Here is a 23634-nt window from a genome sequence, read left to right as displayed (position 1 = left end):
TATGCGTATCCTTTTCATTGTCATCATACTGGCAGCACTGGGTGTAGGCGGCTATGCCGTCTACAAGGAGGAGTATGTCATCGCTTTTGCCATGGTGTTCGTCATCTTCCTTCAGGTGGTGAACCTCCTGGGAGCCAAGAAACGGAAGAAGCGCTGATGGACACGCTCCCCCGGAAAGTCGGCATCTTCGGTGGCTCGTTCAACCCCATACACATCGGCCACTTGGCACTGGCGAACTACCTCTGTGAGTTTGGCGGTCTGGATGCCGTGTGGTTTCTTGTCACACCCCAGAATCCGCTGAAGCAGCACGACGACCTGCTCGATGACCATTGCCGGCTGGAGCTGGCACGGCTTGCCACTCAGGGGTATGAGAAGTTCTACGTGTCCGACTTCGAGTTTCACCAGCCCCGTCCGTCCTACACCGTCCACACCCTCCAGGCACTCAAGCGTGCCTACCCCGAGAACGAGTTCCACCTCATCATCGGGAGCGACAACTGGAAGGTGTTCAACCTGTGGTTCAACCCACAGCGGCTCATTGCCGAAAACAAGCTCATCATTTATCCCCGTCCGGGTTTTGACGTCAACACGGAAGAGCTTCCGCCCCAGGTGCGGCTGGTCAAGGCTCCTCTGCTCGATGTCAGTTCGACCTTCATCCGTGAAGGTCTGCGGCAAGGCAAGGACATACGCTTCTTCCTTCCCCCGGCTGTCTACGAACGTATCAAACAAGAAAACTGGTATTTATGAAACGACTCTACCTCTCGCTGCTGAGCTGCCTGTGTGCACTCTGCGCCTGGTCACAGCAAGACAACCTGTACCGTTACGACCGCATCCCCGATGCCTTCCAACAAGTGTTCAACGACGTGGCTGCCGAGTGTGTCACCTGCCTGGTCAATACTGCCAACGGCCAGTACTGGGGGCAGTCGCGTGACGGCGTGCTCTATGGCTACGGCATATTCATCAACAACAATGGTTCCCAGTGGGTGGGGCAGTACCGCGACGGGGAGTGCATCTTCGGCATTCTGATGGATGACAAGACTGCCAATGTCGGTTCGAAAACATTCTATTCGCTCTACGACCTCACCACGGGCGAGCTGCTCCGCATCCAGACTCCCGACGGAGTGTCGGCACCCGATGCCGCGACAGCCAAGGCCTACCGTTTCGAGTCGATGACCTATGCCAACGGTGACCGTTACGTGGGTGAGACCTGGAACGGCGAGCGTCATGGTTATGGCATCTATTATTGGAATGACGGACGTTTCTGGTACGGACAGTATCGCCACAACGTCCGTTGCGGTTATGGTGCCCAGTTTGACCTGGACAACAAGATTTTCATCGGGAAGTGGTTTGACAATGAGAAGCTGAAGGAGTGATTGTCGGGAGGGGCGGAGGCTTACTGAACATCTTTGTTGATGGCCTTCCTTCTTTCGTGATTGTACGCGAAGTTATCTGCATAATTTTCATTCTTGGATGTGGAATGCTGCATCAGACTTTGGCTGAACGCAATGCAGTGTGCAATCTCATGGGGCAACAACCTTTCCAGATAATATCTGTGTGCTGAGACTTCTGTGAACTGGGCTACCCATCCATCTCTGTCCATACGGACATCCGCATATCCCTTATACCATTTTATGGTGCGAGGGGAAGGGGGCTCTCTTGTCGCCAAACTTGCGGCTTTTCTTCCATGCACTCTTTTTGTAATCTTTATTTCTCATAAGCCATTCCTGTTATCAGAATACTCCCTCTTCAACGTAATCTCCACAATTTCACTGGGTGAGCAAAAACGGACGGGAAGGCGGGATGTCCCCAGTCCGTTGGTAATGATGACGGGGAGTCCGTGGCTGTCGGTACGCCGTCCGGTGAGCAGCCGACTGCCGTATTTGGAACCTGTCTGCGGCGTCCACAGACGGAAGAAGGAGACCTGTCCGCCATGTGTATGACCTGCCAAAGCCAAATCGGTGTGAGGCACGGGCACATCCTCCACGTAGTCGGGCGTGTGCGTCAGGAGAATGACGAAGTCGCTGTCATGCAGGGCGAGGGTGGGAGAGATGCCGTTCGCCTTCAGGTCGAACGGGTTGCGTACACCACTGACGATGATGAAGGAGCTGTCGCGCCACACGGTGTCGTTGCGATGTTCCAGCACACGGATTTGGTGACGTTCCATGCACTCCCGTATCTGCTCCGTGCAACGTTCATAGTCATTGTTTCCCAAAACTCCCGCTGTGCCGTAGGGCGGATGCACGCGTCCCAGCTCTGTGAACAACTCCTCCACGTACTCGCATCCCTCCTGGTAGTCACCCCCGAGAAGCAATAGGTCCGGCTGCAAGTCGCGTAGGGCACGGACGAGGTTGTGCAGGTGCTTCCGTTTGAACTTGCTCGGATAGTGGATGTCTGAGACAAAGGCGATGCGGAACCCGTCGAAGGACTGTGGTACCTGCGGATGTTCGAACGTGTACTTCCGCGTTCGTCCGATGCCGGGATAGTGGCTGAGCGAAGCGCACGAGGTGAGAAAAAGTATTGACGTCAGTAAGGGAAAAAGTATTTTCATTTGTCTGTTGGTTGCTGCGGTCTCCTGCAAGAGAACTTGCAATTAGTTGATTCTTTGCTCAAAAATAGCTTAATTTGATAGTATAACAAGAAAAAGGATATTAACAGACTAAAAAATTAAGGAATGAAGGCGAAAACAGTAGTGTTTGTCGCTCTGTGTATGTGGGGAGGGGGTATAACAGCCTCTTCGTCCGTCATAGAGGGATACTGGTTGAAGAAAAAGAAGAAAGTGGACATTGTTCAGAAAAAAGATTCCACAAATTCTGACTATGCAAAGCTGACACGAGGTGCCGTGGGTAAGCCGGGCCTTTTCATGACCTGGTATAAGACGGACAAGAATGAACTCTATTTTGAATTACCGGATTCGGCATTCAATCACACGTACATGTTGGCAAACCGCATCGCTCGAACAAGTGATACGCAGGATTTTGTAGCAGGACAGATGGTGTCTGCGCCGTTGATGATTCGTTTCTCGAAAGATAACCAAAAGGTGTATATGCACAAGGTGCAATATCAAAATGAAGTGGATGCGGCTGATCCGATAGCAGCGGCATTTCACCGGAACTTTGCTGATCCAGTGTTGAAGGGCTTCAAGATTGTGGCTCGGAATAAGGGTAGTGTGGTTATCAACATGACAGATTTTTTTGGGACGAACGAACGCATCATCAGTCCCATAAAACCTGATAATCCATTGGAAAAGTTGCTGGGTGGCAGTAAGTCACTAAAAGGTACGTTTCAGGCAGATGGCTCGAATATCATGCAAGTGAAGACTTTTCCGAAGAACATCGAAGTGGAGAGCCTTTTGTCCTACAATCTTACGCCACTCAATCGTCCGTACACTGTGGTGGTGCACCGCTCGCTTTTTGTGTTGCCTGATGACCCGATGCCTCGCCGTTTGCAGGACAATAGGGTGGGCTTTTTTAACGACATGAAGGAGCTTTACACATCGGGGCATGATCGCATTGTGGAGAGGACCTACATCAATCGCTGGCGCATTCGTCCGAAACAGGAGGATATGGAGCGTTATTTCCGGGGCGAACTGGTCGAACCGGAGAAACCGCTGGTGTTTTATGTAGATTCTGCCTTTCCAGACAAATGGAGGAGTGCAGTGAAACAAGGGATCGAAGACTGGAACCGGGCTTTTGAAGCCGCGGGTTTCAAGAATGTGGTGCGTGCGGTAGATTATCCTACGGACGACCCTTCGTTCGATCCTGATGACATGCGCTACAGTTGTGTCAAGTATGCAGCTACCCCAATTGCAAACGCGATGGGACCCAGCTATGTTGATCCGCGGACGGGAGAGATTCTCACAGCCGACGTCATCTGGTATCATAACGTGGTGTCACTTCTCCATGACTGGCGTTTCGTGCAGACGGGGGCAGTTGACCCACGGGTGCGTAAGTCTGTGTTCGATGACGAAGTGATGCGTGAATCAATTCGTTATGTGGCAGTACATGAAATCGGACATACATTGGGCTTGATGCATAACATGGGTGCCAGTTATGCATTTCCGGTAGATTCTTTGCGTAGCCCATCGTTTACTCAAAAGTATGGTACTACTCCTAGTGTTATGGACTATGCGCGCAACAATTTCGTGGCGCAGCCGGGCGATGTGGAGCGTGGCGTGAAACTTACCCCACCGGTACTGGGTGTTTATGATATCTATGCTATCAACTGGGGCTATCGACTGATTCCCGATGCAGATACTCCTGATGATGAAAAATCCGTGTTGGACCGTTGGATTGCGGAAAAGGCAGCAGACCCTATGTATGAGTTCGGGGCACAGCAGGCTTTCGCTACGGTCGATCCTACTGACCAGACAGAGGACTTGGGCAATGACCACATTAAATCGGGTAACCTTGCCATCGCTAATCTGAAGCTCATTATGGCGCATCTTCCTGAGTGGATGCACGAACAGGGGGCACGTTACGATGATATGGAGAAGATGTACAATGCCATTGTGCAGCAGTATACTCGTCACTTGCGTCATGTAATGCCTTATATAGGTGGTATACGTTACCGGGAGGTTCGCCAGGGTGATGGGGCAATGGGAAAGAACTATGTTGACAAGGCGCATCAGCAGGCGGCTATGCACTGGTTGCTGGAGCAGGCACGGACGTATGATGCCTGGCTCACTCCCAAGGAACTGTTTGTTAACTTTGAAGCCGGAATGAATATGAACGATAAGTTACGTTCCTCGGTCGTGGGCTGTCTGCTGAGTCCGACGGCGCTTTATCGCATAGAGGAAGGTGGACAATATGACCCTGAAGGCAACTATACCCTGTCTGCCTATATTGATGACGTAATGAAGGAGCTGTTCAAGCAGACCTATGCCGGACGCCGACTGACAGATGCGGACCGGAGTATTGAGGCCGCTGCTATAAACTTGATGATTCGCAACAGCGGACTGGCTGTGAATGCTGCAAAGAAAAGCAGTTCCTCGGCGTTGGATGCGTATGAAGAATTGATGCAGGAAACAGTATCCTCAGAGCCTGTATGTAGTCATGCAGACGATGCACACTCATTTGTCCGTCTGAATTTCAGTTTACCCTCACTGCCGAAAGAGAAGCTGGAACCGATGATGAGCGGATGCCTGCACCGAGTGTTGAGGCTCTATCAATCACGTCGTCTCGGAGCATCGGGTACAGACCGTGATTTCTATGATTATCAGATTACAATGATTCAACGAACGCTAAGTGCAGACTAATAAACTCTTAACTTATGAACAGGATAATCCATTTTTTAATCGTGTGGTGTTGTGTGGCCGGATTGGTGATGGCGCAGAACCATCGTCGGGAGCTTCGGGGTGTTGTGGTTGACACCAATGGGGAAGCGGTCATAGGAGCTAACATCAGTGTGAAAGGAACGAAGCTGGGGACCATAACAGACTTCGACGGTGCATTCACGTTGCAATTGCCCGATTCTGTACGTGCTTTGCAGGTGACGTATATTGGCTTTCAATCGCAGACTGTGGCGGTGACACCGGGGCAGACCTCCCTGCGTGTCGTGCTTCAGAACGATCTCCGTCAGCTGGACGAGGTTGTCGTGGTGGGTTATGGTACACAGAAGAAGACATCATTGACCAGTTCGGTAGAGATGGTCAAGGCGGATGACCTCTTGCAGATGGGAACGGTAAATCTCGATGAGGCATTGAGCGGACAAGCTGCAGGTCTTCAGGTGATGAGTACTACGGGAGACCCTAGTTCACGCAAGGAAGCATCCATCCATATCCGGGGTATCAATAAGGCACCTTTGCTGGTTATTGATGGTGTGCCCCGCTTCGGTACAAATACATCCGACGGTGAGATGTTGTTGTCCGATCTTAATCCGGATGATATTGAGAGCATTTCTATTCTGAAGGATGCAGCAGCTGCGGCTGTCTATGGTGCACGTGCTGCCAATGGGGTTATCCTTGTGCAGACTAAGCGTGCCGCAGGTAAACCGCAGAAAGTGTCGGTCAATTACCGCGGACAGTTCAACCTGCAACAGGCGACCAAGCTGCCTCACTTCCTCGATGCCTATGAGTTTGCCAAACTTTATAACCGTGCTGTGGCAAATACACCTTCCACGCCTTATGAAGCCTATACGGATGAGGAGCTGGAGATGATACGTACGCATGCTGCTCCAAACAAGTTTGGTGACGAGAATTTGCTTGATTATCTCGACGACTACGGTTATTCGATGATTCACAGTCTGTCGGTCAGCGGAGGCAATGATGCCGTGCGCTACTACTTGTCCGGTGGATATACTGATACGAGGGGACTCTACAGCGGTATCGGACGAGACCGTTACAATTACTCAATGAAACTTGATGCTACTCTGCTTAAAGGATTAACACTCTCGCTTGATGTCACAGGGTCCCGTTCACAAAACAAGAATACCAGTTACACGACACTCGAAGCTGCCTACAGTTACTCGCCCGTGCAGGTTCTGCGTTTCACCAACGGGCAGTTGGCAAGCATTGAAGGAGGTAATCCGCTGATTGCCGTCGATGGATTGGGCGGTTACGTGGAAGATAAGTTCAACATGAGCACCATTACGGCCACTCTTCGTTACGAGATCCCTTGGGTGAAAGGACTTTCCGCATACTTGCGTGGTACATTCGACAATAACAGTATCATTAATAAGACCTTTGACAAGCCTGTAACACTCTATCTTTACGATGAAAACGAAGATACCTTCAAGGAAGATTCCAAGACTACCTATCCCAAGGCGAAGATTTCATTGGAACAGACCGATCGCTTTGTTGACAACAAACTGGTGGAGTTAGGAATCAATTACAATCGTACCTTTGCCGAGATGCATGATGTGTCGGCGCTACTCATACTCAATTATCAGGACTACAAGAATCGCTATATGTCGGGTACAAATCTTGATATGCCGGGTATTTATCCTGAGACTATAGGTACAGCTGTGTCGGCAAAGTTGAGTGGCGATGAGTATTACAATGAACGTGCGTCAATGATTGGACGTCTGACTTATGGTTATGGAAACCGTTACTTTGTGGAAGGCAGCTTCCGTGTCGACGGTTCGACGAAATTCCATCCGGACCATCGTTGGGGTTTCTTTCCTACAGTGTCGGCTTCCTGGGTATTGTCGAACGAACCGTTCTTCAAGGCTTGGCAACAACGGGTATTGTCCAATGTGAAGTTTCGCGCTTCCTTGGGAATCTTGGGAGATGACGGAAGTATCGCTGATTATGCCTACCTGCTTAACTACATGTACACCACTCAGCAGGGCTACAATATTGGTGGAAACATGAAGCCGGGCATCGTAATGAGTACCGGAAACTATCCCAATCCGAAACTGGAGTGGGGAAAGAGTCGGGATTACAACCTCGGTATAGACCTTGGGTTTTGGGATAATCGTATCAGCCTCTCCTATGAATACTACTGGCGCTACAATACCAATATGATTACCTCTGCACCTGCCTACCTTTATCCGCCTTCGACCGGAGTGGAAGGCAATGTGCCGAGTATGAATTTTGGTAAGGTGAAAGCGTGGGGATGGGACTTGACTTTGACGCATCTCAATACCATTGGCGCATGGAAGTACAACGCAGCTCTGCGTTTGTCGAAGACCGATGATGTAGTGAAGGACTATGGTGACGAGTCATCCGTCGATCCCTTACGCCGACGGGTGGGAAAGAGCAGTCTTGTGTGGTGGATGTATGAAGCTGACGGACTCTTTCAGACAGAGGAGGAAATCAAGAACCATCCTCTTGATCAGGACGGTAAGAAAAATGCAACTCTTGCTCCTGGTGACATTAGGTACAAGGACCAGAATGGTGATAACGAACTGACCGATCTTGATAAGATTGCCGTGAAGAATTCCTCGATGCCCGACATGACCATGAGCCTTCGTCTGGGCGTGGAGTACAAGGGATTCTTCATTAATGCAACCATTCAGGGGGTCTCGGGTTACAAACAGGATATCAGTGACCTCTACACGCTGGAGAATAACTCCCTGCAACGTTTTCAGGACTATCATCTGACCGATACCTGGAACGAGGATAATCGTGACGCACATTATCCGCGTATCAAGTTTGCCAACAAGAATGACAATAACCGCAAGGCATCTACCTTCTGGTTGCAGTCTTGCAACTTCGTACGTCTGAAGGCACTTTCCGTGGGCTACTCTATCCCGCGCCACCTTTTGAGCCGCGTGAAACTATCCTCGGCTTCTATTGCACTGCAAGGTTCCAACCTGCATACTTGGTCGTCATTGGAGAACATGGACCCTGAGACTTTGCGCGGCTATCCCGTGCAACGTTCCTATGGCGTAACTTTGAATCTTGGCTTCTAATTTCTATAAACGTGAACGTATGATACAAATAAAGAAATACCTTTTCGGCATGATTGCCTCGGTCTTGTTACTGGGCAGTTGTGATGATATCTTCAGAGATGCTCCCTACAATCGGCTCTCCCAAGAATCCATTTGGGCAGATCCGCTTCTACTGGATGAATATGTGTTGCCTTGGTACCGCAATATGAGTAATGGTTATTCCATTTACATGCCTACCAGCTCATGGCTGAAGTCCATGACGCGAGATTTCTTGCCTTGGTATGGCGACCAGATTACAGTGAGCCGTAATGACTGGTATAATAATTCCTACGGTGATGTCCTGAAATGTCGGGAGAACGAAATAATGCGTCGAAGCCTCAACGAATGGACTAACTGCTATACGCGCATTCAATCTATCAATCTCTTGTTGGAGAATGCCGGAAAGATTTCCGAGGGGAGTCAGAAACAGCGTATCCTGGGTGAGGCGCACTTCTTCCGTGCCTATTATTATTACATGCTTCTGCGGCGTTACGGCGGTGTCCTGCTCATCGACCGGACTTATGATCCGCTCAACGACAAGACGAAGTTCCCCCGTGCTTCGTTTGCTGACATGGTGGCATTTATTGCTGATGAGGCTTCACAGGCAGCCACACTGTTACCTGTGGCTTATGAGCAGGCTGATGCCGGGCGTGTCACTCGTGGTGCTGCATTGATGCTCAAAGCCAAGACCTACCAGTGGGCTTCTTCTCCAGTCTTCCAGCGTAAGGAGAAAGATTTCCTGGGTTTCACAGATGATCGTATTCTAGATATGCTCCGGCAGGCGAAAGCTACTTATGAGGAGCTGTTCACTCTGGGTTATAAGTTGATGACCATAGAGGGTACCACGCTGGATGAAATCAAAGAGGAATACCGGACCATCTTCCTGACAAAGAATAGTGTAGAGTCTATTTTTGAAGTACAGCATTCCAATGATGGAAACTTTGACACTGGTTTCGGACATAAACTGGATCGCGAAGCCAGTGCGCCCTCTTTCGGTGGTATCTATGCCGCTTATACGCCGACGCAGAATCACGTTGACGAGTACGGCATGCGCGGTGGAAAGACTGTTGTTGACCCGGCACATCCGTACGAGAATCGCGACTATCGCTTCTATGCCAATATCCTTTATGACGGCTGTACCTTCCGCAACCATGTGATGGAGATTCACTACACGCTCTTCGGCGGCAAAGAACAAGCCGGTGCTGATCTGACCCGTTACGGTACGTCGCGTAACGCTGGAGTGACACGGACCGGTTATTACTTGGGCAAGTTTGTCAACGAGAAGCAGCCTATCGACACCGATGATACTTATGGTAGTTCACAGAACTATATTATCTGGCGTTATGCCGAGGCGTTGCTGGACTATGCTGAGGTGGTTTTCCGCTTGGGTGATACAGAGACGGCACTCGCCAAAGTCAACGAGATACGTCGGCGTGTGCACATGGACGCTCTCACGTCCCTTGATTGGGAATCTTTAGTGAATGAACGCCGTGTGGAGCTTGCTTTCGAAGAGAGCACCTATTGGGATCTCTTGCGCTGGGGGATAGCAGAAGAACGTATGAACGGTTCCAGCAACCCGCTGAAGGCTATGAAGATAGTCAAGGAGGAGGGTAAGCCCGACGTCTATACCGTTTCAAACATGAATGCCAAGCCTGAAGCTGTACGCGTCTTCAAGCCGATGCAGTACTATTGGCCTATTCCCTGGGACGAAGTACGCTACCAGAACATTGAGCAGAACCCGGGGTGGGTGGAGCTTTGAGTCTGCGGTAGCTATTCAACTTATAAATTACACGGATCGTGTATCTCTCTTATATTGGGAGAGGCACGGCCCGTGTATTTTTGTATGTGCTTGTTCTCATTGAATAATCCTGAAGTAAATATACCTACTTTTAGGTATTGCCCCACCTTTTTATCGGGCGTAGCTTTGCATGCCGGAAAGAGATACCAATCAATTAATATAAACAAGCATGAAAACAAGACAACTACTGGTGGCATCGATGGCTCTCGTTGCCCTGACTCTCTCGGCATGCTCGGGAAACAGTAAAAACACGGCGTCGGCTGAAAACACGGAAGTGCAGACAGCGGCGGTGATGAGTGTGGACGACCTGCTCGCCCGTGCCGATTCGTTGGTGGGACAACAGGTGAACTTCCAAGGGGTATGTACCCACACGTGCAAGCACGGAGCTACGAAAATGTTCATGATGGGAAGTGACGACACGAAGACCATCCGTGTGGAAGCCGGAAAGCTGGGGGCGTTCGACACAAAGTGCATCAACTCCATGGTGGAGGTGACGGGAACACTCGTAGAGCAGCGCATCGATGAGGCTTACCTGCAGAACTGGGAGGCGCAGCTGAAGGCACAGACAGCCAAGACGCACGGCGACGGCGAGGCGGGATGTGACTCAGAGAAGAAGGCGCGCGGCGAAACGGGAAACACTCCCGAGGAGCGCATCGCCGATTTCCGCGAGAAGATAGCCAAGCGTAAGGCGGACTCCGGAAAGGATTATCTCTCATTCTATTACGTAGAAGCGCAGAGCTATGCCATCAAGTAGAGGGGCTGCCTTCCGCAAGCTCTGCCGGTGGCTGCACCGCGACTTGTCGTTCTTCTTTGCCGGGATGGTCCTGATTTACGCCCTTTCGGGGCTGTTCATGAACCACCGCAACGACATCGACCCTCAGTACACGGTCCGACGGACGGAGTTCCGGGTCGCTGACAACTTGCCCGGAAAGGAGGGGATGACGCGCGAACGGGTGCTGGAGCTGCTCCGTCCGCTGGATGAGGAGGAGAACTTCACGCAGTTCTACTTCCCGCAGCCCGGGCAGTTGAAGGTCTTCCTGAAGGGAGGCTCTTCGCTGGTGGTCGATGTTGCGACGGGACAGGCTGTCTATGAGTCGGTCAAGCCCCGTCCGGTCATTGCGCCGATGGTGCGCCTGCACTTCAATCCCGGCGGCTGGTGGACGTGGTTCGCCGACGCCTTCTCGGTGTGCCTCATCCTCATTACCCTCACCGGACTGTGGATGGTGAAGGGACCGAAGGGCTTGTGGGGACGCGGAGGCATCGAGCTCCTTGTGGGCATCCTCATCCCCCTCTGCTTCCTGCTGTTTTAATCCGAATCGGTCTTTAGAGTTTGGACCGACTGCCCGGGGCACACGTACGTCTGTCTCCGGGCTGACTTCACAATTCATTCTTTACTCCAACACAATGTCTCCAATCTTAGCATGCAAACACCTGACCCATTACTATGGGAAACGGAAAATCTATGAAGACCTGAGCTTCGAGGTATCCCGCGGACGTATCCTCGGGTTGCTGGGCAAGAACGGTACGGGCAAGACGACGACCATCAACATCCTGAGCGGATACCTGAAGCCTCGTTCCGGCGAATGCCTCATCTTCGGCGAGAACATACAGACGATGCCTCCGGCATTGCGCCGCAACATCGGGCTGCTGCTCGAAGGTCACGTGCAGTACCAGTTTATGAACATCACCCAGATAGAACGTTTCTACTCGGCATTCTATCCCGGTCAGTGGAAGAAAGAGGCCTACTATGAGCTGATGCGGATGCTGAAGGTCGCTCCCGGGCAAATCATCTCGCGCATGTCCAACGGGCAGCGTTCGCAGGTGGCGCTGGGGCTGATCCTGGCACAGAACCCCGAACTGCTCATCCTCGACGACTTCTCGCTGGGACTTGACCCGGGCTACCGCCGTCTCTTCTCCGACTACCTGCGCGACTATGCCCGGGCAGAGGGGAAGACGGTCTTCCTGACGTCGCACATCATCCAGGACATGGAGCGGCTCATCGACGACTGCATCATCATGGACTACGGGCGCATCCTCACCCAGCAGCCCGTCGGACAGCTGCTTGACACGCTGCGCCGTTACACCTGCCGTGTACCTGAAGGCTACGTGCCCCGGCTTCCCGAGGCGTTCCATCATCCGTCGGTCGTGCGTGGCGTGATGGAAACCTGCTCCTTCCTGCCTCCCGCCGAGGTGGAACGGGTCTTCGCCGAGCTGCAAGTGCCCTACAGTGAGCTGAAAGCCGAGAAAGTGAACCTGGAAGATGCCTTCATCGGGCTGACGGGAAAGTATTGATACAGTTAAAATCCGAAGAAAAAATGCTGCAAGCCATCTTTTATAAAGAGTGGATCAAGCTCCGCTGGTATTTCCTGCTGGCGGTGCTGGTCACGAGCGGAGTGGCGGGTTACTGCCTGCTCCGCATGGACCGTGCGATCGAGCTGAAAGGAGCCGCGCACATCTGGGAAGTCATGGTGTTGAAGGACGCCGTGTTCATCGATTACATGCAGTTTGTTCCCCTGTTGGCAGGCATCCTTGCCGCTCTGGTGCAGTTCATGCCCGAGATGCAGCGCAAGTGCCTGAAGCTGACGCTGCATCTGCCTTGTCCGCAACAGCGGATGGTGTTCAGTATGCTGGCGTCCGGCGTAGTGCTGCTGGCAGGCTGCTTTGCCGTCAACATCGGGGTGATGCTCGCCTACCTCCCGACGGTCCTTCCTGCCGAGCTGACACGTAACATCCTGTCTGCCGCTGCCCCCTGGTATCTGGCAGGCTTTGCGGGTTACCTGCTGACGGCGTGGGTCTGCCTGGAACCGACGTGGAAGCTCCGCGTGTGCAATCTCCTGATAGGTGCCTTGGTGGTGCGTGCCTATTACCTTGCCCCCGTTCCTCAGGCATACAACGGGTTCCTGCCCTGGCTGGCGCTCTACACGTTTGCCCTGTCGCTGTTGGCGTGGATTTCCGTGTCGCGCTTCAAAGCCGGGAAACAATGATTGATAACGGACTAAACTCAACCAATCTATGATACGTATTAGCAAGATATTCCTGTTTGTCACCCTTGCCGTGCTGGCAGTGTGGCAACTGCCCTGGTGCTATGCCTTCCTGACGACAAAGGCGGCTCCCTCCCGTTTTGTCATGTACAGCTCGCTGCTGGACGATTTCATCCTCACGGGGTATACCGAAGGTGTGGGCATCACCCGTCAGGACCCTGCCGGGCACACTTATTCCGAACACGAAGTGGACAGCCTGTTGCCGTTGTTCTACATGCGTCAGCTGGTAGCCGACGAACGTTTCCCGGACAGTCTGTTCGGCGTCGCGGTCAGTCCGCGCGAGGTGCAACAGACGTCGTTCAACTTCCGCATGCGTCCGTCGGCGGTCAATGCTCCTCAGACGGGGCTGTACTTCCTGCTGGAGTCCATGCCGAAGCGTGTCGACCTGGAGATGCCTGCGGACGCCTTCCGTTTTACCGGGGAAGGGGTGGAATTCATCGTCATGGACACGAATACGCCCGATGCCGGGAAGAGTGCCCGCTACACCCGTATGTTGTCGGACAAGGGCTTCCGCTTCCCTCCCCGCGAAGTGTCGGGCAACCCGACGACCATGAAGGAGTATGACAACGGTTACCTCCTGCTCGATGCCGACGGCAAGCTCTTCCACCTGAAGCAGACGGTGGGTCAACCCTATGTGAAGCCCCTCCCGTTGCCCGACGGGGTAGAGGCGGAGCATGTGTTCCTCACGGAGTTCCGCGACCGCCAGCTGTTGGGCTTCCTCATTGACACGGAGCATCGCTTTCACGTCATCCGGGCGGACGGGACGATTGTCCGCACGGGCATTCCCGCCTACGACCCGGCACGCGACCAGCTCACCATTTTCGGAAACCTGTTTGACTGGACGGTCTGTGTTTCATCGCCCGGTGTTAATCATTACTATGCGCTTCGGGCGGACGACTATGCGCTCGTGAAGAGCCTGGACGTGGAGACTGCCTCGGACGAGGTGCCCGGCCTGAGCTTCACGTCGCCTTACGACCGCTACGTTCGTCCGCGGTTCTGAAACGGTGCGGATGTCCGTACAGGCGGCTCGTCCGATAGGTAACCTTCGGCTGGCGGGTGTATAACAAAATACCTAAAAATGGTGATTGTGCCGCCGGAGGGCTTCCTCTACTTTTGTTTGACTATTAAAAGGATTCAGGATGCAGAAACAGACGTACCTCATTTATCTCATGTTGTTCTTTTTTGTCGGAGTCCCATGCTCCGCCTCCCGTGCCCGACAGGCTTCCCCGGTGGAACGATGGCTTCGTGTCATCCTCACTGAGTCGGAAGGGAAGGAACCTCTATCCTACGCCGCCTGTTCGCTGACAGCAGGGGAGGGCAGGACCTATACGGTGGCAGCCGACGAAGCCGGACTGTGTACATTCCGCAACCTGCCGCCGGGCACGTACCGGATGCAGGTGTTCTACATGGGACAGACTTTTCGTCAGCCCGACCTTACGGTGGACGACCGTTCGCAACGCACCGTCCGTCTGCGGGTCAACTACAACCCCATCCGCATCGGTGAAGTCGTGGTGACGGCATCCGAATCGAAGTCCCTTTCTACAGCTTCGAAAATCGGTTTGGACGCCATCCGCCACATACAGCCGTCGAGCATTGCCGACCTGCTGGAGCTGTTGCCCGGCGGACGGTCCTCCGATCCCAACTTTGCCACACCCCAGGTCATCCGTCTGCGCGAAGCATCTCCCGTGGGCAGCAACTACAACACCTCTTCGTTAGGGACGCAGTTCCTCATCGACGGGGTACCCATGAGCAACGATGCCAACCTGCAGTCCACCCCGGCGTACAGCAACTACGGCAGCAGCTTTGTCAACAGCGGCGTCGACATGCGCTCCGTTTCGACGGACGACATCGAGTCGATTGAAGTCGTCCGCGGTATCCCGTCGGTGGAATACGGCGACTTGACGAGCGGCATGGTGAAGGTGAACCGCAAGCGGGGCGGCACTGACCTGAATGCCCGCTTCAAGGCGGACATGTCGAGCAAGCTTCTGTATGTGGGCAAGGGGATGGAGTGGGGCGATGCCCCCGATCGTCTGTCGCTCAACGTCGGCTTGAACTACCTCGACGCCAAGTCCGACCCACGCAACAACCGGCAGAATTACAACCGACTGACGGGGAGCGTCCGTGTGGATAAACGCTGGCTGACGGATTCGCCCTTCCGCTATACGTGGGGTGGCAACGTGGACTATACCGGTTCGTTCGATGACGAGAAGTCCGACAAGAACCTGGACAACGGCGATATCCCTTTGGAACGTTACAAGTCCTCCTACAACCGGGTGGCATTCGGCACGAACTTCCGCATGGCTGCCAAGGACGAGGAACGCTTCTTCCGCAGCCTCGACGCGACGCTCTCCTTCACCATGGAGAACGACCTGATTGACCGCTGGAAGTACGTTGCCATGACAGGCGAGGTCCCGCTTTCGACGAACCTGGGTGAAGGGGAATACGACGTCACGGTCGTCCCTTCCCGGTACGAAGCCTCCCTGCGTGTGGAGGGACGTCCGTTTTATGGCTACGCAAAGGTGGTCACCTCTTTTGAACGTCTGCGCGGCGAGGCATCCTACGGACTGAAGGCCGGTGCCGACTGGAGCATGAGCAAGAATTACGGCGACGGCACGGTGTTTGACCCGACTCGTCCGTTCTCGGTCGACATGAACCTGCGTCCGCGTGCCTTTAACGAGATACCTGCGCAACACCAGGGCGCCCTCTTTGTGGAGAGCAATTCCACGCTGCCATTGGGTGCCTTCCGCCTGCAGTGGATGGCGGGACTGCGCGCCCAGACCCTGATGAACCTGGACAGCCGTTACGACTTGCAGGGGCGTGTCTATCTCGACCCGCGCCTGAATGTGCGTCTGGACCTGCCGCGCTTCCAGGTGGCGGGCGATGAGATGAGGCTGACGGTGGCAGGCGGTACGGGCTGGCACACCAAGATGCCCACGATGGACCAGCTCTATCCAGACCCCGTCTACTACGACATCACCCAGCTGAACTATTGGTCGGCGGACGCGGCGAAACGGCGCATCAACGTGCGGGTGTTCAAGCTCGACCCGACGAATTTCAAGCTTCGTGCCGCCCGCAACTTCAAGTGGGAGGTGCGTGGCGATGTGGACTGGAAAGGCTGTTCGCTCTCGGTCACCTACTTCCAGGAGGACATGAAGTCCGGCTTCCGCTCTTCCTCCGAGCCGGTGACGATGGTTTACAAGGATTATGACGAGTCGGCAATCGACGCGTCGACGCTGACGGGACCGCCCTCCCTGGAGACTACCCCTTACGTGACCGACACCCTGCTGACCACCCGTTCGAGTACGGTCAACGGCAGCCGTACGCAGAAGCGCGGTGTGGAGTTCACGTTGACGACACCTCGCATCCGTCCGCTGCTGACGAAGTTCACCGTCACGGGAGCCTGGTTCAAGACTGTTTATAGCAACAGCCTGCCCGAATACTACAAGCCGACGATGGTGGTCGACGGGAAGTCCTATCCCTACATCGGCTACTACGAGGATGAGGACGGCTACGTGCGCGAGATGTTCAACACCAACTTCACCGCCGACACACAGATACCCCGTCTGGGGCTGATCTTCTCCACCTCGTTCCAGTGCCTGTGGTTCACCGGGAGCCGGAACAAGCCGCGGAGCCTGTATCCGCTGGAGTACATCGACAAGAACAACGAGCGTCACCCTTTTACGGAAGAGTCGGCGGCAAATGCCCTGCTTTCTGCCTTGGTGCGCGAGTTCAACACGACATCCTATGATTACAACCGGGTACCGTTCAGCATGAACATCAACCTGAAAGTCACCAAGACACTCTACCGCGACCGCATTGCGCTGGCGGTGTTTGCCAACAAGCTGCTGGACTACACGCCCTCCTACCGCACCCGTTACGGCTCCCTGGTGCGGCGCGATGTGCAGCCCTATTTCGGCATGGAGCTGAACTTTAAACTGTAACGATAGCCTATGAAACGACAAGTCCACTTCCTGTTTCCCTGTCTGCTGGTACTCCTGACGGTGCTTACCGCCTGCGAGGACCGGGGCGATGAACACCTGTTTTGCGACGTCACCCTGATGACTTCGTTGTCCGACGGGCGTTCCATCGTGCGGATGGAGGCAGATGCCTCCTTGGCAGGGACCTTCCTGCGCAACGTGAACAACCGGCAGGAGTATGATTTTCCCCTCTTCGTCAACAACCGCGGGACGGTCCGTGTGCAGAAGGGGGTTTACCTCATCTCGTTCGATGCACGTGCCACATTCTCCGACGGGACGACGGCGCGGGTACGCAGTTCGCAACATGCCAACCCCGAAAAAGCTGTCACCCTGCTCAACGATACCGAGGCGGTCGTCCTCCAACTGACATTACTCAACTAAACCCAGCACACTCATGAACAGACGTTTTCGATTGGGACTGCTATTCGTTGCCGTACTGCCCGTCCTGAAACTTCAGGCGCAGGAACAGAAGGCACAGCCCGATATCAATCTCCGTACGGTGGAACACCTGTCGTCCTTCGCACAGACGGGACGTTTCGTGTCCGACCGCTCGGCAGCGGCAGCCTTCTTTCGGAGTGACCATGCGTTCACCGAGCTGAAAGGACAGCTGGATTGGCGTCACGAGGACGAGGCATTTGACCCGGCACAAGGGGACGGAGCTCTTGGCGGCATGTTCCGTGTGGAGTCCTACTTCCGCCTGGACCCCCGCTCGGCAGTCTTTGCCGGAGCAGATTATACGAACGGGACACTGCGCAACGTCCGCTGGAACTCCACGTCGGACTACCGCCTGCTGTATCCCTACATCCTGGCGGACTCCATCGGGGGCGACCTGAAGCAGGAACAGTATCACTTCTATGGCGGCTATACCCGTATGGACGGACGCTTCAACTACGGCATCACTGCCGGCTACCGTGCCTCGCAAGCCTATCGTCAGGTGGACCCCCGTCCGCGGAACATCACTGCCGAGCTGTCTGCCGACCTGTCCGCCGGCTATCGGTCGGGCACTTATGTGCTGGGAGTGGCAGGCGGCATCCGCACGTACAAGCAGCAGCAGAGCGTGGACTTCTACGACCCCAACGGAGCGAACACCTCCGAGTTGCACTTCACCGGACTGGGTACGTTCTATCGCCGTTACTCCGGTACCTCGTTCACCGATACGCAGTATCGCGGTACGGGTTATCACGCCGCGCTGACGTTGGTACCCCATGACGGGGCTGGCTGGTACGCTCTGGCTGACTATGACCACTGGACGGTGGACCGCAACCTCGACGGGCTGAACACGGCGACACTCACCACGCTGACCGTCCACACGCTGACGGGAGGACTTGCCTGCAAGCATCCCGGGCAGCACGTCGACTGGGCAGTGAAGGCCATCGGAGCCTACAGCGTCCGTCAGGGAACGGAGCACGTGATGGGCAGCGGGGATGTGAACGATAACCAACCCCTTGCCGGGCAACAACTCTACAAGAGTCGCGAGGCAGACGCCCGGGTGGAAGGGCTGGTGGAGTGGAAACGTCCGGCAGGCAGATGGTCGCTGCGCCCGTCGGCGGACTTCCGGTGGACCAATGAGGAGTATGTCTATCCGCGCCGTCGGCTGGAGGTGGCGGAAGTGAATGCCGGGGCAGCCGTCGGGTTTACCCGCTTGCAGAAGGCATGGCTCCTGGATGCTTCGGTAGGCGGCTGGCATGCCGTCAACCTGACGGGGACCTTCGATATCCCGCTCGACGACACCGACCTGCGCATCTACCGTTATCTCGAAACGTCCTACCGTCGGCGGACCGACAGCCGGACTATGGTGGAGGCACGGGTGCGAGTCCAACGCCGCCTGTCGCTCACCACGGCGCTGTTCCTTTCAGCTTGCTACGGCAGGCAGTTCTACGGTGAAGGCATGAGCGACGGCAGGCTGCAGGTAGCGGCAGGGTTGTGCTTCTAGGCTGTGCCCTTCCGCAGATGATGGAATATTACAAACCAACAAATTCATAAACTCACAAAGCAATGGAAAAACTTAAGAACGTATGGCTGCTGCTCCTCCTTCTGGTAGGCTTGGCAGCATGTAGCGACGATGACGACAATGTACAAGTCACCCTCTCGACCCGGGAGGTGAACCTCGAAGTGACAGGCGGAACGACCACTTTCACCGTGCAGACCGTCGGTGACTGGACCATCGAAACCGACGGACAGTCGTGGTACACCGTTTCACCCCAGCAGGGGACCGGCACGACGGAAGTCACCGTGACAGCTGAAGCATCCGGGGAAGTGGCTTCGCGCAGTGCCAATCTGGTGGTGCGCAGCGGAAGTGCCCTGGCTACTCTGGTGGTCACTCAGACAGGTACGGAGAATCCTGCCGACCCGAGCAACCAGACCATCAAGGTGCGTGCCAAGGGTGGTGACCGGGAAATCGTGTTGCCGGCAAACGAAGGCTATGAAGTGACCATCCCCACGGATGCCGATTGGGTGAAGCTGAAAGAGAAGAAGTCGGGGAGTGTGGTCCTGACGCTTGCCGCCAACGAGGCGGGCGACCACTATCGTACGGCTGCCGTGACCGTCAGCAAGACCGACGGCTCGCACCTCGCCACCCTCAACCTGTCACAGAGCTGGCGCAACGTGGAACCGGGTGAGCTGTTGTTCCAGGAGGTCTTCCTTACCAGCAACCTGATAGCCGAGACCGGAAAGACCGACTCGCGCAACATGGAGCAGTACTTCATCCTGACCAACAACACCGACGAAGAGCTGGAAATCGGGGGCGTGGCTTTCGCCGAGAGTGCCATCACGACGCTCAGCACCACGATGACCAACCAGAAATGGGAACCGGACAACCGCGACAACGTGGCTGCCATCCAGTCGCTGTACGTGATTCCGAAGGACCGCGGCAAGCATACTCTCGCCGCCCGTGAATCCGTTCTCATTGTCAACAATGCACAGAACTACAAGGCGACCAATGCCACCTCGTTCGACCTGACGGGAGCCGACTTCGAGTGGTACAACGAGTCGACCGTCAGCTCGATGATGGATGTCGACAACCCCGATGTGCCGAACATGGATGTATGGATTTCCAACTCCATGACCATCTACATCCTGAACGTGCAGATGAACCACGGCTTTGTGTTGGTATCCCTTCCTGCCGACCTGACCGCCGCCACCTTTGTGGACAACGAGGCCTATCTCTGGAGCGGCACACGCTCCTGGCAGGTGGCTTCGACCGGACGCGACTTCTCGACGAAGTTCAACTACCAGGCTGTTCCCAATGACTGGGTGATTGATGCGGTTGTAATCGGTACGAAGGAAGGCTTTGCCTACAATCCCTTCGGCAGTGCGCTCGATGCCGGCTTCACCTACTGTGCCGTCAACAGCGACGATACCAGCCGTTATGGGAAAGCCGTGCGCCGCAAGGCCAACACCGACGGCACCCTGGTCGACACCAACAACTCGACCAATGACTTCGAACCGGCCGTTGCCGCTTCATTGGCAAAATAATCCCTTCCCCTGTCATTGGTTTCCGATGCTTGTCAGCGCGGACGCTCCGGCGATAAAAAGCCGGCAGCGCCCGCGTTGCCTTTTCCGGAATATGCCTACTTTTGCAGGCGGAAGGCGGAGAGGCAGTGTCATCCTTTCTCCCCAAAGCCTTCTCTCCGGTAAAACCAGAAACAAATGGAAAACGACGTAAAGACCAATTCTCCGCGTGCCTGGCTGCTTGCCGCACGTCCCAAGACCCTCTCTGCTGCGGCAGTCCCGGTCATGGTCGGTTCGGCACTGGCAGCCGCCGACCTGAGTGCAGACTTTCAGGTCCTGCCCTGTGTGCTCTGCTTCCTGTTTGCCTTCATCATGCAGATTGACGCCAACTTCATCAACGACTATTTCGATTTCCGCAAAGGGAGTGACCGCACCGACCGGCTCGGTCCCGAGCGTGCCTGTGCACAGGGATGGATTACGCCCCGTGCCATGCAGGGAGGCATTGTCGTGACTACGCTGCTTGCCTGTGTGGCAGGCTTGCCGTTGCTGTGGATTGGCGGATGGGAGTTGTTGCTGGTGGGAGCCGTCTGTGTGCTGTTCGCCTTCCTTTATACCCTCGGGTTGTCCTATCGCGGATGGGGCGACGTGCTCGTGCTGGTGTTCTTCGGTTGGGTGCCGGTCTGCTTCACCTACTATTTGCAGACGGGGGGCTGGACCTGGGCATCCGTGGTCTGTGCTACAGCCTGCGGACTGGTCATTGACACGTTGCTCATGGTCAACAATTTCCGCGACCGCGACCAGGACCGCATCAGCGGCAAGCGTACCGTAGTGGTCCGTTGGGGGGCACGTGCCGGCAGCACCGGTTACTTGTGGTTGGGCTTCCTCTCCTGCGTAGGTTGCCTGTCGCTTGTGGCAGGCGGTTATCTGTGGGCAGCAATCCTGCCGCAGTTCTACCTGCTCCTCCACATCAGGACCTGGCAGCTCATGGTCAGCCTCCATCAGGGCCGTGCGCTCAACCGGGTGCTGGGCATGACGGCACGCAACATCTTCCTTTTCGGATTGCTGCTCACCGTCGGGTTGCTGTTGCAGTGCCTGGGATAGAGGATTAGCCTTTCGTCTTCTCTGTCAGCAGGGCGAGTCCCTTGGCTGTCAGCAGGTACTTCTGACGGGGATGCTTGGGCTTGTCGGGATAAAGCATGGCGACAACTCCCTCCTGCATGGCAGGCGTCAGGTAGGTGTCTATGAAGCTCTCCCGGTTCTTCAGTCTCAGGGCAGCCAGCATGCTCTTGACGGACAACTGCTGACGGTCCAGTACCTCGATTAGTCGATGGACGTTTTCATTGGGGATATTCCACTGACTGTCGTTACTTGTCGGGTTACTTGTCGGGTAGCTTGTCGGGTTACTTGTCGGGTCAGGTAGTTTCTCAGGGGCATTGACCAAGAGATAACGGTTGCGCAGTTCGTTCTGTTCACCCATCAGCAGGTTGCGAAGGAAGCGTTCCAGATAATCGCGGTTGGCCGTGATGCCTTTTTGGATATTCTGATAGTTGGCACGCACCAATGCGTTTCTGAAGTACCACGCATGTTTGGCAAACAGGTCGTTTTCGATGTGAAATCCCATGGAACGTAAATACTTGATGGCGAATATGGCTGTTGTCCGGGTATTTCCCTCTCCAAAAGGATGTATCTGCCACAGTCCTGCAATGAACCGGGCAAAATGCCGGATGAAGCCTTCCGGATTTACTCCGGAATAGTCGAACTGCCGTTCCTGTTCCAGGTCATATTCGATGGCCATCCGGATATCCGGGGCAGAAACATAGAGGACACTTTCTCCTCGCAATACCCATTCCCTTTTGGAGATGTTGTAGTCTCTGATTTGACCGGCGAATTTGAATATCCCGTCAAAAATCCGTCGGTGGATGGAAGTCAGTCCCACCAATGTGAACGCAAAGGTCTGTTCCGTCAATAGTCGTCGGATATTGACGGAAGCCTTGTCTGCCTCATGCTGTTCTTCGTCTTCCTCAGTATGGATTCCCTTTGATTCATAATAGCTGTGTATCAGTCGGGAAACTTCGTCGATGTCAATCTCTCCTTCGATGTCTTTACGGACGGTGTCCAGCAGATAGTCGGACGTTTTCAGTCCATCGACGGCTTGAAGACCGATGGCGGTCTGCCAGGCATAACTTTTTGCCCGCTTGTCCGGTTCACTTTGATGCAGGTATTCGTCAAAATCAATCATAGGCCTCTTTTAGGTTTTGCAATGTTCGCAAAATATCTTGGAATCTCCAAGCAAAGATACAACATTCAGGCAGGTATTCCGTCTCTTTCTCCCCGGATTGACAAAGTGTCAAAACGTCAAACGAATCGTTTGAGAAGGGCTTCCTTGTACCCGAAGACGATTCGGTGAGCAAAAATGTCCTTCTGGAGCGATTCGCAAAATACACATTGTCGGCGTTTGATGGAAAATGGTTGCTCCGGGAGAGGAAGAGTGTCTGCTACGATGACTTTCTGAGAAGATGAGGCTTTCCGTTGGGTACGATTTAATAGTTGCAAAAGTTGCCTGCTCTCACTTCTTCTGGAGAGCGGATGTCAAGATTTTTGTTTCGTTTTTCTCTTTTTTATACATCGACGGACCAAACAATATTGTTTCACTCGTCAAACAATATTGTTTCACGTGCCAAACACAAGTGTTTGACGTCTCAAACAATATTGTTTCGCGCATGAAAAAGAAGCGTTTTGTGTGAACAACTATTAAAATCATAGGCGGTCTGGCTTGTCAATGTGAAGCAGATTTAGCATTTGCTCGCTAGTTTGCCGCATATTCTCGAAGTACGCGTTAGCTGAAAAACGGGATTTGGGAAATTGTGAAAGCAAATAAGGGCTTTTGCTTTCTATTTGTCTTCCGGTAATTGCTTTGGGCGGGTGCAGGCTCCTGAATGCATTGTGGGGTAAACGGGGGGGAAGGGATGTATTACTTCCTTTGCAGATGCTTTCCGGATAA

18 protein-coding genes are annotated in these 23634 nt (G+C 54.2%); 16 read left to right on the top strand and 2 right to left on the bottom strand.

What is annotated here, in order from left to right:
- The first annotated feature begins 1 nt into the window (after window position 1).
- The 3 genes from C8275_RS14690 to C8275_RS14430 are packed head-to-tail and all read left to right on the top strand — an operon-like array spanning window position 2 to window position 1370.
- Window positions 2–157 (top strand): hypothetical protein, encoded by a 156-nt coding sequence (locus tag C8275_RS14690; protein ID WP_022383391.1) that lies wholly within the window; start codon window positions 2–4, stop codon window positions 155–157.
- Window positions 157–744, top strand: a complete 588-nt coding sequence (nadD, locus tag C8275_RS14435) for a nicotinate (nicotinamide) nucleotide adenylyltransferase (RefSeq protein ID WP_106625670.1) — start codon at window positions 157–159, stop codon at window positions 742–744. The genes C8275_RS14690 and nadD overlap by 1 nt, the downstream gene beginning before the upstream one ends.
- Complete coding sequence (locus C8275_RS14430) at window positions 741–1370, top strand: hypothetical protein (protein WP_106625669.1); 630 nt, start codon at window positions 741–743, stop codon at window positions 1368–1370. Before nadD ends, C8275_RS14430 begins: the two co-directional genes overlap by 4 nt.
- 338 nt (window positions 1371–1708) lie before the next feature.
- On the opposite strand, the gene C8275_RS14420 is transcribed toward C8275_RS14430, so the two are convergent.
- A complete protein-coding gene (locus tag C8275_RS14420) occupies window positions 1709–2545 on the bottom strand; it encodes a metallophosphoesterase (protein WP_022383387.1) in 837 nt (278 codons plus the stop codon).
- A 159-nt stretch (window positions 2546–2704) separates the two neighbouring features.
- Between C8275_RS14420 and C8275_RS14415 the strand changes: the two genes are divergently transcribed.
- From C8275_RS14415 to menA, 13 genes are all read left to right on the top strand, one after another.
- Window positions 2705–5251 carry a zinc-dependent metalloprotease gene (locus tag C8275_RS14415; protein WP_106625857.1) on the top strand — a complete coding sequence of 849 codons (2547 nt, stop codon included), beginning with the start codon at window positions 2705–2707 and terminating at the stop codon, window positions 5249–5251.
- 14 nt (window positions 5252–5265) lie between these two features.
- Entirely contained in the window at window positions 5266–8349 is a 3084-nt protein-coding gene (locus C8275_RS14410) for a TonB-dependent receptor (protein WP_106625667.1), read from the top strand.
- 19 nt (window positions 8350–8368) lie between these two features.
- Window positions 8369–10126: a RagB/SusD family nutrient uptake outer membrane protein gene (locus C8275_RS14405; RefSeq protein ID WP_106625666.1), complete on the top strand. Its 1758-nt coding sequence runs from the start codon at window positions 8369–8371 to the stop codon at window positions 10124–10126.
- A gap of 208 nt (window positions 10127–10334) precedes the next feature.
- On the top strand, window positions 10335–10919 hold the full coding sequence (locus C8275_RS14400; RefSeq protein ID WP_106625665.1) for a hypothetical protein: 585 nt from the start codon (window positions 10335–10337) through the stop codon (window positions 10917–10919).
- Complete coding sequence (locus C8275_RS14395; protein ID WP_022383385.1) at window positions 10906–11475, top strand: PepSY-associated TM helix domain-containing protein; 570 nt, start codon at window positions 10906–10908, stop codon at window positions 11473–11475. The genes C8275_RS14400 and C8275_RS14395 overlap by 14 nt, the downstream gene beginning before the upstream one ends.
- A 94-nt stretch (window positions 11476–11569) precedes the next feature.
- Window positions 11570–12457: an ABC transporter ATP-binding protein gene (locus C8275_RS14390; RefSeq protein ID WP_106625664.1), complete on the top strand. Its 888-nt coding sequence runs from the start codon at window positions 11570–11572 to the stop codon at window positions 12455–12457.
- A 23-nt stretch (window positions 12458–12480) separates the two neighbouring features.
- Window positions 12481–13149, top strand: coding sequence for a hypothetical protein (locus tag C8275_RS14385; RefSeq protein ID WP_022383383.1), 669 nt, complete (start codon window positions 12481–12483; stop codon window positions 13147–13149).
- A gap of 28 nt (window positions 13150–13177) precedes the next feature.
- Complete coding sequence (locus tag C8275_RS14380; protein WP_022383382.1) at window positions 13178–14206, top strand: DUF4857 domain-containing protein; 1029 nt, start codon at window positions 13178–13180, stop codon at window positions 14204–14206.
- Between the two features lie 139 nt (window positions 14207–14345).
- A complete protein-coding gene (locus C8275_RS14375; RefSeq protein WP_234395785.1) occupies window positions 14346–17147 on the top strand; it encodes a TonB-dependent receptor plug domain-containing protein in 2802 nt (933 codons plus the stop codon).
- A gap of 9 nt (window positions 17148–17156) precedes the next feature.
- On the top strand, window positions 17157–17564 hold the full coding sequence (locus tag C8275_RS14370) for a hypothetical protein (RefSeq protein ID WP_106625663.1): 408 nt from the start codon (window positions 17157–17159) through the stop codon (window positions 17562–17564).
- A gap of 13 nt (window positions 17565–17577) precedes the next feature.
- Window positions 17578–19116: a DUF6850 family outer membrane beta-barrel protein gene (locus C8275_RS14365; RefSeq protein WP_157948297.1), complete on the top strand. Its 1539-nt coding sequence runs from the start codon at window positions 17578–17580 to the stop codon at window positions 19114–19116.
- A 62-nt stretch (window positions 19117–19178) separates the two neighbouring features.
- Entirely contained in the window at window positions 19179–20657 is a 1479-nt protein-coding gene (locus tag C8275_RS14360) for a DUF4876 domain-containing protein (RefSeq protein ID WP_106625661.1), read from the top strand.
- Window positions 20658–20831: 174 nt separating this feature from the next.
- Window positions 20832–21734, top strand: coding sequence for a 1,4-dihydroxy-2-naphthoate octaprenyltransferase (gene menA / locus C8275_RS14355; RefSeq protein ID WP_106625660.1), 903 nt, complete (start codon window positions 20832–20834; stop codon window positions 21732–21734).
- Window positions 21735–21738: 4 nt separating this feature from the next.
- On the opposite strand, the gene C8275_RS14350 is transcribed toward menA, so the two are convergent.
- A complete protein-coding gene (locus C8275_RS14350; protein ID WP_106625659.1) occupies window positions 21739–22872 on the bottom strand; it encodes a Fic family protein in 1134 nt (377 codons plus the stop codon).
- Window positions 22873–23634: the final 762 nt, after the last annotated feature.

The sequence above is a fragment of the Bacteroides sp. Marseille-P3684 genome (genome assembly GCF_900291465.1).
Lineage (GTDB): Bacteria > Bacteroidota > Bacteroidia > Bacteroidales > Bacteroidaceae > Phocaeicola_A.
This window is presented reverse-complemented; position numbering and strand designations above follow the sequence as displayed.

Bases quoted from the DNA above. Each gene is read 5' to 3' on its own strand.
- C8275_RS14370 (WP_106625663.1), top strand. From the start codon at position 17,157: ATGAAACGACAAGTCCACTTCCTGTTTCCCTGTCTGCTGGTACTCCTG.
- C8275_RS14365 (WP_157948297.1), top strand. From the start codon at position 17,578: ATGAACAGACGTTTTCGATTGGGACTGCTATTCGTTGCCGTACTGCCC.
- C8275_RS14390 (WP_106625664.1), top strand. From the start codon at position 11,570: ATGTCTCCAATCTTAGCATGCAAACACCTGACCCATTACTATGGGAAA.
- C8275_RS14350 (WP_106625659.1), bottom strand. From the start codon at position 22,872: ATGATTGATTTTGACGAATACCTGCATCAAAGTGAACCGGACAAGCGG.
- C8275_RS14385 (WP_022383383.1), top strand. From the start codon at position 12,481: ATGCTGCAAGCCATCTTTTATAAAGAGTGGATCAAGCTCCGCTGGTAT.
- C8275_RS14375 (WP_234395785.1), top strand. From the start codon at position 14,346: ATGCAGAAACAGACGTACCTCATTTATCTCATGTTGTTCTTTTTTGTC.
- C8275_RS14430 (WP_106625669.1), top strand. From the start codon at position 741: ATGAAACGACTCTACCTCTCGCTGCTGAGCTGCCTGTGTGCACTCTGC.
- C8275_RS14380 (WP_022383382.1), top strand. From the start codon at position 13,178: ATGATACGTATTAGCAAGATATTCCTGTTTGTCACCCTTGCCGTGCTG.
- C8275_RS14400 (WP_106625665.1), top strand. From the start codon at position 10,335: ATGAAAACAAGACAACTACTGGTGGCATCGATGGCTCTCGTTGCCCTG.
- C8275_RS14360 (WP_106625661.1), top strand. From the start codon at position 19,179: ATGGAAAAACTTAAGAACGTATGGCTGCTGCTCCTCCTTCTGGTAGGC.
- C8275_RS14405 (WP_106625666.1), top strand. From the start codon at position 8,369: ATGATACAAATAAAGAAATACCTTTTCGGCATGATTGCCTCGGTCTTG.
- C8275_RS14415 (WP_106625857.1), top strand. From the start codon at position 2,705: ATGTGGGGAGGGGGTATAACAGCCTCTTCGTCCGTCATAGAGGGATAC.
- C8275_RS14410 (WP_106625667.1), top strand. From the start codon at position 5,266: ATGAACAGGATAATCCATTTTTTAATCGTGTGGTGTTGTGTGGCCGGA.
- menA (WP_106625660.1), top strand. From the start codon at position 20,832: ATGGAAAACGACGTAAAGACCAATTCTCCGCGTGCCTGGCTGCTTGCC.
- nadD (WP_106625670.1), top strand. From the start codon at position 157: ATGGACACGCTCCCCCGGAAAGTCGGCATCTTCGGTGGCTCGTTCAAC.
- C8275_RS14690 (WP_022383391.1), top strand. From the start codon at position 2: ATGCGTATCCTTTTCATTGTCATCATACTGGCAGCACTGGGTGTAGGC.
- C8275_RS14395 (WP_022383385.1), top strand. From the start codon at position 10,906: ATGCCATCAAGTAGAGGGGCTGCCTTCCGCAAGCTCTGCCGGTGGCTG.
- C8275_RS14420 (WP_022383387.1), bottom strand. From the start codon at position 2,545: ATGAAAATACTTTTTCCCTTACTGACGTCAATACTTTTTCTCACCTCG.